Source organism: Qipengyuania sp., from assembly GCF_042095715.1.
In the GTDB taxonomy this organism is placed as follows: Bacteria; Pseudomonadota; Alphaproteobacteria; order Sphingomonadales; family Sphingomonadaceae; genus Qipengyuania.
Window position 1 is genome coordinate 21,317 of sequence record NZ_JBELMO010000046.1, and the last position, 6,091, is coordinate 27,407.

The 6,091-nt window shown below is 62.9% G+C and carries 14 protein-coding genes; all 14 read right to left on the minus strand.

Going from position 1 to position 6,091, the window contains the following annotated elements:
• Positions 1-26: 26 nt before the first annotated feature.
• Positions 27-551: a 50S ribosomal protein L15 gene (rplO, locus tag ACFDTG_RS11205; protein ID WP_375291131.1), complete on the minus strand. Its 525-nt coding sequence runs from the start codon at positions 549-551 to the stop codon at positions 27-29.
• Between the two features lie 40 nt (positions 552-591).
• A complete protein-coding gene (gene rpmD, locus ACFDTG_RS11210) occupies positions 592-768 on the minus strand; it encodes a 50S ribosomal protein L30 (RefSeq protein WP_375291132.1) in 177 nt (58 codons plus the stop codon).
• Positions 769-773: 5 nt separating this feature from the next.
• On the minus strand, positions 774-1,604 hold the full coding sequence (gene rpsE, locus ACFDTG_RS11215; RefSeq protein WP_375291133.1) for a 30S ribosomal protein S5: 831 nt from the start codon (positions 1,602-1,604) through the stop codon (positions 774-776).
• Positions 1,604-1,948 carry a 50S ribosomal protein L18 gene (gene rplR / locus ACFDTG_RS11220; protein WP_375291134.1) on the minus strand — a complete coding sequence of 115 codons (345 nt, stop codon included), beginning with the start codon at positions 1,946-1,948 and terminating at the stop codon, positions 1,604-1,606. Before rplR ends, rpsE begins: the two co-directional genes overlap by 1 nt.
• Before the next feature lies 1 nt (position 1,949).
• On the minus strand, positions 1,950-2,483 hold the full coding sequence (rplF, locus tag ACFDTG_RS11225; RefSeq protein WP_375291135.1) for a 50S ribosomal protein L6: 534 nt from the start codon (positions 2,481-2,483) through the stop codon (positions 1,950-1,952).
• Entirely contained in the window at positions 2,483-2,878 is a 396-nt protein-coding gene (rpsH, locus tag ACFDTG_RS11230) for a 30S ribosomal protein S8 (protein ID WP_375291136.1), read from the minus strand. The genes rplF and rpsH overlap by 1 nt, the downstream gene beginning before the upstream one ends.
• Positions 2,879-2,889: 11 nt before the next feature.
• Positions 2,890-3,195: a 30S ribosomal protein S14 gene (gene rpsN, locus ACFDTG_RS11235; protein ID WP_375291137.1), complete on the minus strand. Its 306-nt coding sequence runs from the start codon at positions 3,193-3,195 to the stop codon at positions 2,890-2,892.
• A gap of 42 nt (positions 3,196-3,237) precedes the next feature.
• Entirely contained in the window at positions 3,238-3,825 is a 588-nt protein-coding gene (gene rplE / locus ACFDTG_RS11240) for a 50S ribosomal protein L5 (protein WP_375291138.1), read from the minus strand.
• Positions 3,818-4,138 (minus strand): 50S ribosomal protein L24, encoded by a 321-nt coding sequence (rplX, locus tag ACFDTG_RS11245; protein ID WP_375291139.1) that lies wholly within the window; start codon positions 4,136-4,138, stop codon positions 3,818-3,820. The genes rplE and rplX overlap by 8 nt, the downstream gene beginning before the upstream one ends.
• Positions 4,138-4,506: a 50S ribosomal protein L14 gene (rplN, locus tag ACFDTG_RS11250; RefSeq protein WP_160751721.1), complete on the minus strand. Its 369-nt coding sequence runs from the start codon at positions 4,504-4,506 to the stop codon at positions 4,138-4,140. Before rplN ends, rplX begins: the two co-directional genes overlap by 1 nt.
• A 62-nt stretch (positions 4,507-4,568) precedes the next feature.
• Complete coding sequence (rpsQ, locus tag ACFDTG_RS11255) at positions 4,569-4,859, minus strand: 30S ribosomal protein S17 (RefSeq protein ID WP_375291140.1); 291 nt, start codon at positions 4,857-4,859, stop codon at positions 4,569-4,571.
• A 9-nt stretch (positions 4,860-4,868) separates the two neighbouring features.
• Entirely contained in the window at positions 4,869-5,090 is a 222-nt protein-coding gene (gene rpmC, locus ACFDTG_RS11260) for a 50S ribosomal protein L29 (RefSeq protein ID WP_375291141.1), read from the minus strand.
• Positions 5,087-5,521, minus strand: a complete 435-nt coding sequence (gene rplP / locus ACFDTG_RS11265; RefSeq protein ID WP_375291142.1) for a 50S ribosomal protein L16 — start codon at positions 5,519-5,521, stop codon at positions 5,087-5,089. Before rplP ends, rpmC begins: the two co-directional genes overlap by 4 nt.
• A 15-nt stretch (positions 5,522-5,536) precedes the next feature.
• A partial coding sequence (gene rpsC / locus ACFDTG_RS11270) for a 30S ribosomal protein S3 (protein ID WP_375291143.1) occupies positions 5,537-6,091 on the minus strand: 555 nt, incomplete at its 5' end.

Below are 6,091 nucleotides of genomic sequence, written 5' to 3' on the forward strand. Positions count from 1 at the left end.
AACCCCGCCCCCCGTCTTTTTCGAAATTACTTGGCGCGCTTCGCCTTGTTGGCCTCGGTACGCGCAGCCTTCTTTTCGTGCTCCGGCTGCGCCTTCTCGATCACCTCGACGCTGCCACCGGCCTTTTCGACCGCCGCGATCGCGCCCTTGGTTGCATGCGCGACCTTGAAGCTGAGCTTCGCGGAAAGTTCGCCCTTGCCCAGCAGGCGGACGCCGTCCTTGCCGCCGCGTGCCAGGCCAGCGGCCTTCAGCGCGTCATGATCGAGCGTGCCCTTGGCATCCAGCTTCTTGGCATCGATCATCTTCTGGATCATGCCCACATTCACCTCGGCATAATCCTTGGCGAAGATGTTGTTGAAGCCGCGCTTCGGCAGACGCATGTGCAGCGGCATCTGGCCGCCTTCGAAGCCGTTCATGGCGACGCCCGAACGCGCCTTGGCGCCCTTCTGACCGCGCCCGGCGGTTTTGCCCTTGCCCGAGCCGATGCCCCGGCCCACGCGCATGCGGGGTTTACGGGCACCTTCGTTGTCGCGGATATCAGTAAGTTTCATAGCACTCGGTTTCCCTTTGGTTCGCGCTGGTTACGGTCGCTTATTCGACCACTTCCACCATATGCGGCAGCTTGGCGATCGCGCCGCGAACCTCGGGGGTATCCTCGAGCTCCACCACGCGATGCATCTTGCCGAGGCCGAGACCGATAAGGGTCTTCTTCTGCGCCTCGGGACGACGGATCGGGCTGCCGATCTGCTTGATCTTGATCTTTGCCATGATGATTACTCCACCATCGCTGCGGCGTCGGCTTCAGCCTCTGCCTCGCTGGCACCACCACGACCCAGAAGGTCGGCGACCTTCTTGCCGCGACGCTGCGCCACCGACTTCGGCGAAGTCTGGTCCTGCAGCGCATCGAAGGTGGCGCGGATCATATTGTAGGGATTGGAGGTTCCGACCGACTTGGTCACGACGTCGGCAACGCCCAGGCTCTCGAACACGGCGCGCATCGGACCACCGGCGATGATGCCGGTACCCGGAGGAGCCGAGCGAACGGTCACCTTGCCGGCACCGAAGTGGCCCTTGCCGTCGTGATGAAGGGTGCGGCCCTCCTTCAGCGGGACGCGGATCATCTTCTTCTTGGCAGAAGCGGTCGCCTTAGTGATCGCCTCGGGAACTTCGCGGGCCTTGCCGTGGCCGAAGCCCACGCGGCCCGAGCCGTCACCGACCACGACCAGCGCGGCGAAACCGAAGCGCTTGCCGCCCTTAACGGTCTTCGAAACGCGGTTGATGTGAACCAGCTTCTCGATGATGCCGTCGTCTTCTTCCTCGCGGCGGTCGCGGCGATCGCCACGGCCGCGTCCGCGTCCACGGCCGCCATCGCGGTCGTTGCCACCGCGGCCACGGCCACGGCCCTGGCGCGGCTGACCCTCGGCGCCCTGCGCGGGCGACTGGTTGTCGGCAGCTTCGGACGGCGTGTCGGCGATTGCCGGCTCGTCATGCTTCACACCGTGATCGGTTTCCGCAGTCGCGACGCCGGTATCGGCCCTGGCCTTCGCGACCTCGGGGGTCTCGGACACGGTGTTTTCTTCGGTCTTGTTTTCGTCAGCCATCATCAGAACTCCAGCCCGCCTTCGCGGGCGGCGTCGGCCAGCGCCTTGACGCGACCATGGAACAGGAACCCGCCGCGGTCGAACACGACAGTCGTCACGCCGGCCTTCTTGGCAGCCGCAGCGATCTCGCTGCCGACCTGCTTGGCGGCATCGACATTGGCGCCCGAACCATCGGCGCCCAGCGTCGAGGCGGAAGCGACCGTCTTGCCGGCGGCATCATCGATGACCTGGGCATAGATGTGCTTGCCGGTGCGGTGAATGGACAGCCGCGGCTTGCCGCCCGCACGGCTCTTGAGCGCGGTGCGAACACGCCGGCGGCGGCGTTCGAAGAGGGAAAGCTTGGCCATCTTACTTCTTCTTCCCTTCCTTGCGGAAGATGTACTCGCCGCGATAGGCGATGCCCTTGCCCTTGTAGGGCTCCGGCTTGCGCCAGCGACGAACCTCGGCCGCGAACTGGCCGACCTTCTGCTTGTCGATGCCCGAAATCTCGACCGTGGTCTGATCCGGGGTCTTTACCTCGAGGCCTTCGGGCACATCGAGATCGACGTCATGCGAGTAGCCGAGCTGAAGCTTGAGCTTCTTGCCCTGCGCCTGCGCACGATAACCGACGCCCTTGATCTCAAGGACTTTGGAGAACCCTTCGGTTACACCTTCGACCAGGTTCGAAACCAGCGTGCGCTGCATGCCCCAGTGGCTGCGCGCAGGCTTGGAATCATTGGCCGGATTGACCGCGATGGCGCCGTCTTCGACCTTGTAGTCGATAAGATCGGACAGACCCATCGAGAGGGTGCCCTTCGGGCCCTTCACGCTAAGCGTGCCATTGTCGATATTGGCCGTGACGCCGCTAGGGATCGCCACCGGCCGTTTGCCGATGCGGCTCATCAGAACACCTCCGCCAGCACTTCGCCACCGACGTTGTGGCTGCGTGCTTCGTTGTCCGAAAGCACGCCCCGCGGCGTCGAGACGATGGTGATGCCAAGGCCGTTGCGCACGGTCGGAAGTTCCTTCGAACCCGAATAGACGCGGCGGCCGGGCTTCGAAACGCGCGCGACGTGCTTGATCGCCGGCTCGCCTTCGAAATACTTCAGTTCGATCCGCAGCTGCGGATGCTTGGCGGTGCAGTCTTCGCTGTAGCCACGGATGTAGCCTTCGCGCTGAAGCACTTCCAGAACGTTCGCACGCAGCTTGCTGGCGGGGGAAAGGACGCTGTCCTTCTTCGCCTGCTGGCCGTTGCGGATACGGGTGAGCATATCACCCAGGGGATCGGTCATAGCCATCTGTCAGATCCTCACCAGCTCGACTTGGTCAGGCCGGGGATCATCCCCTTGTTGCCCAGGTCGCGCAGCTCGATGCGGTTCAAGCCGAACTTGCGGTAATAGCCGCGGGGGCGGCCGGTGGTTGCACAGCGGTTGCGCACGCGCGTGGGATTCGCATTGCGCGGCAGTTCCGCCATCTTCAGGCGCGCAACGAGACGTTCGGTCTCGTCGAGCGCCGTGTCGTTCGCGATCTTCTTGAGCGCCTCGTACTTCGCAGCATACTGCTTCACGAGCTTCTTGCGCTTTTCGTTCTTGTTGATCGAACTCAGTTTCGCCATGGACTTAAGCTCTCTTCCGTGTGTTCAATTCGCGGGGGCGGCTCACGCCGCCTCCTTGGTTTCTTCCTGCTCTTCGACAGGGAACGGGAAGCCGAACAGACGCAGCAGCTCGCGTGCCTCTTCGTCGGTCTTCGCCGTGGTGGTGACGATGATATCCATGCCCCGGACCTTCTCGATCTTGTCGTACGAGATTTCCGGGAACACGATCTGCTCCTTAAGGCCCATGGCATAATTGCCGCGGCCATCGAAGCTCTTCGGGTTCAGGCCACGAAAGTCGCGGATGCGGGGCATCGCGATCGTGACCAGGCGGTCGAGGAACTCGAACATGCGGTCACGGCGCAGGGTTACCTTGCAGCCGATCGGCATGCCCTCACGCAGCTTGAACTGCGCGATGGACTTCTTCGCCTTGGTGATGACCGGCTTCTGGCCGGCGATCAGGGCCATTTCCTCGGCAGCGGTCTGGACCTTCTTCTTGTCCTGGCTCGCTTCGCCCACGCCCATGTTGAGCGTGATCTTTTCGAGGCGCGGGATCTCCATGGCGTTCTTGTAACCGAACTTCTCGGTCATCGCCTTGGCGATCTCGTCGTTGTACTTCGCTTTGAAGCGAGGCGTGTAGCTATCCTTAGCCATCGATCTTTTCCCCGGACTTTACGGCGATGCGCACCTTCTTCCCGTCCTGCTCCTCGAAACGGACGCGGGTGGGCTTGCCGGACTTGGGATCGGCCAGCGCGACCTTGCTGATGTGCATCGGCGCCGGATTGCGGTCGATGCCGCCCTGCGGGTTCGTCTGCGTCGGCTTGCGGTGACGCGCGGCGACATTGACGCCCTCGACCACGATCTTGCCTTCCTTCGGCATGACCTTGGCGACGGTGCCGGTGCGGCCCTTGTCCTTGCCGGACAGGACCACGACGCTGTCACCCTTCTTGATACGTGCGGACGCCATTACAGCACCTCCGGAGCAAGGCTGATGATCTTCATGAAGCCACGGCCGCGCAATTCGCGGACCACGGGGCCGAAGATACGGGTGCCGAGGGGCTCTTCGTTCTTGTTGACGAGAACGGCGGCGTTGCTGTCGAAGCGGATCACGCTGCCATCGGGACGGCGAACGTCCTTCTTGGTGCGCACGATCACCGCACGGTGAACGTCACCCTTCTTGACCTTGGCACGCGGCTGCGCCTCCTTGACGGAGACGACGATCACGTCGCCGACGCTCGCGGTGCGGCGCTTGGAGCCACCCAGTACCTTGATGCACTGGACGCGCTTTGCGCCGCTGTTGTCCGCGACGTCGAGATTGGACTGCATCTGGATCATCGATCCGGTTCCTTCTCTTGGCTTGCCGGGACGTCCGCCCGGCAGTTCCTACGTCTAAAAACTCAGTTGCCGGCTTCGGCTACGTCGAGGTCGGCATCGACCGCCTGAACACCGCCGGCGGTGACCCGGTCCTTAACGGCCCAGGTCTTCGTCTTGGAGATCGGCTTGGTCTCCTCGATGCGCACGATGTCGCCGAGCGTGTACTCGTTGGCTTCGTCGTGTGCGTGATACTTCTTCGAGCGGCGAATGATCTTCCCGTAAAGGGGATGCTTCACCTTGCGCTCGACCAGAACGGTCACGGTCTTGTCGGTCTTGTCGGAGGTGACGGTCCCGATCAGGATACGCTTTGGCATATTACGTCCTTACTTCGCTTCGGCAGCGCGAGAACGCTCGCTCTGCAGCGTCTTGATCTTGGCGATCGTGCGACGGACTTCGCGGATGCGCGAAGGCGCTTCCAGCTGGTTCGTCGCGGCCTGGAACCGCAGGTTGAACTGCTCGCGCTTCAGCGTGGTAAGCTGTTCGGTGAGCTGATCGTCCGACTGCTGGCGCAGGTCTTCGGTCTTGGTCTTGGCGTCGGCCATCATTCGCCTCCCAGGTGAGAGCTGTCGCCGAGACGGGCGACGACCTTGGTCTTGATCGGCAGCTTCATGGCTGCGCGTTCGAAAGCCTCGGCAGCGAGCGGGCCGGGAACGCCGTCCAGTTCGAACAGGATGCGACCCGGCTTTACACGGGCGGCCCAATATTCGATCGAACCCTTGCCCTTACCCTGGCGAACTTCGGCAGGCTTCTTCGACACAGGCACGTCCGGGAACACGCGGATCCACAAACGTCCCTGACGCTTGATGTGGCGCGTGATCGCACGACGAGCCGCTTCGATCTGGCGAGCGGTGACACGTTCTGGCTCGAGAGCCTTCAGGCCATAGGAGCCAAAGTTCAGCACGGTGCCGCCCTTGGCATCACCCTTGATCCGGCCCTTGAAAGCCTTGCGGAACTTGGTTTTCTTCGGTTGCAACATGGTTCTTGCTCTACCTTAGCGCCGGTCGTTCATCGGACGGACGCCGCTGGTCTGGGCTTCCATCATCAGACGGTCCTGGGCGGTCGGGTCATGGCCGAGAATCTCGCCCTTGAAGACCCAGACCTTGATCCCAATGATGCCATAGGCGGTCAGCGCCTCGGCTTCGGCGTAATCGACGTTGGCACGCAGGGTGTGCAGCGGCACACGGCCTTCGCGGTACTGTTCGACACGGGCGATCTCCGCCCCGCCGAGACGGCCGCCGCACATGATCTTGATGCCTTCGGCCCCCAGACGCATCGCCGACTGCATCGCGCGCTTCATGGCGCGACGGAAGGCAACACGGCGGATCAGCTGGTCCGCGATACCCTGAGCGATCAGCTTGGCATCGATTTCCGGCTTGCGGATTTCGACGATGTTCAGCTTCACTTCGCTCTCGGTCATTCCCGACAGCTTGGCGCGCAGCTTTTCGATATCCGCGCCCTTCTTGCCGATGATGACGCCGGGACGCGCAGCATAGATCGAGATGCGGCACAGCTTGGCCGGACGCTCGATCACCACCTTCGAAATCGC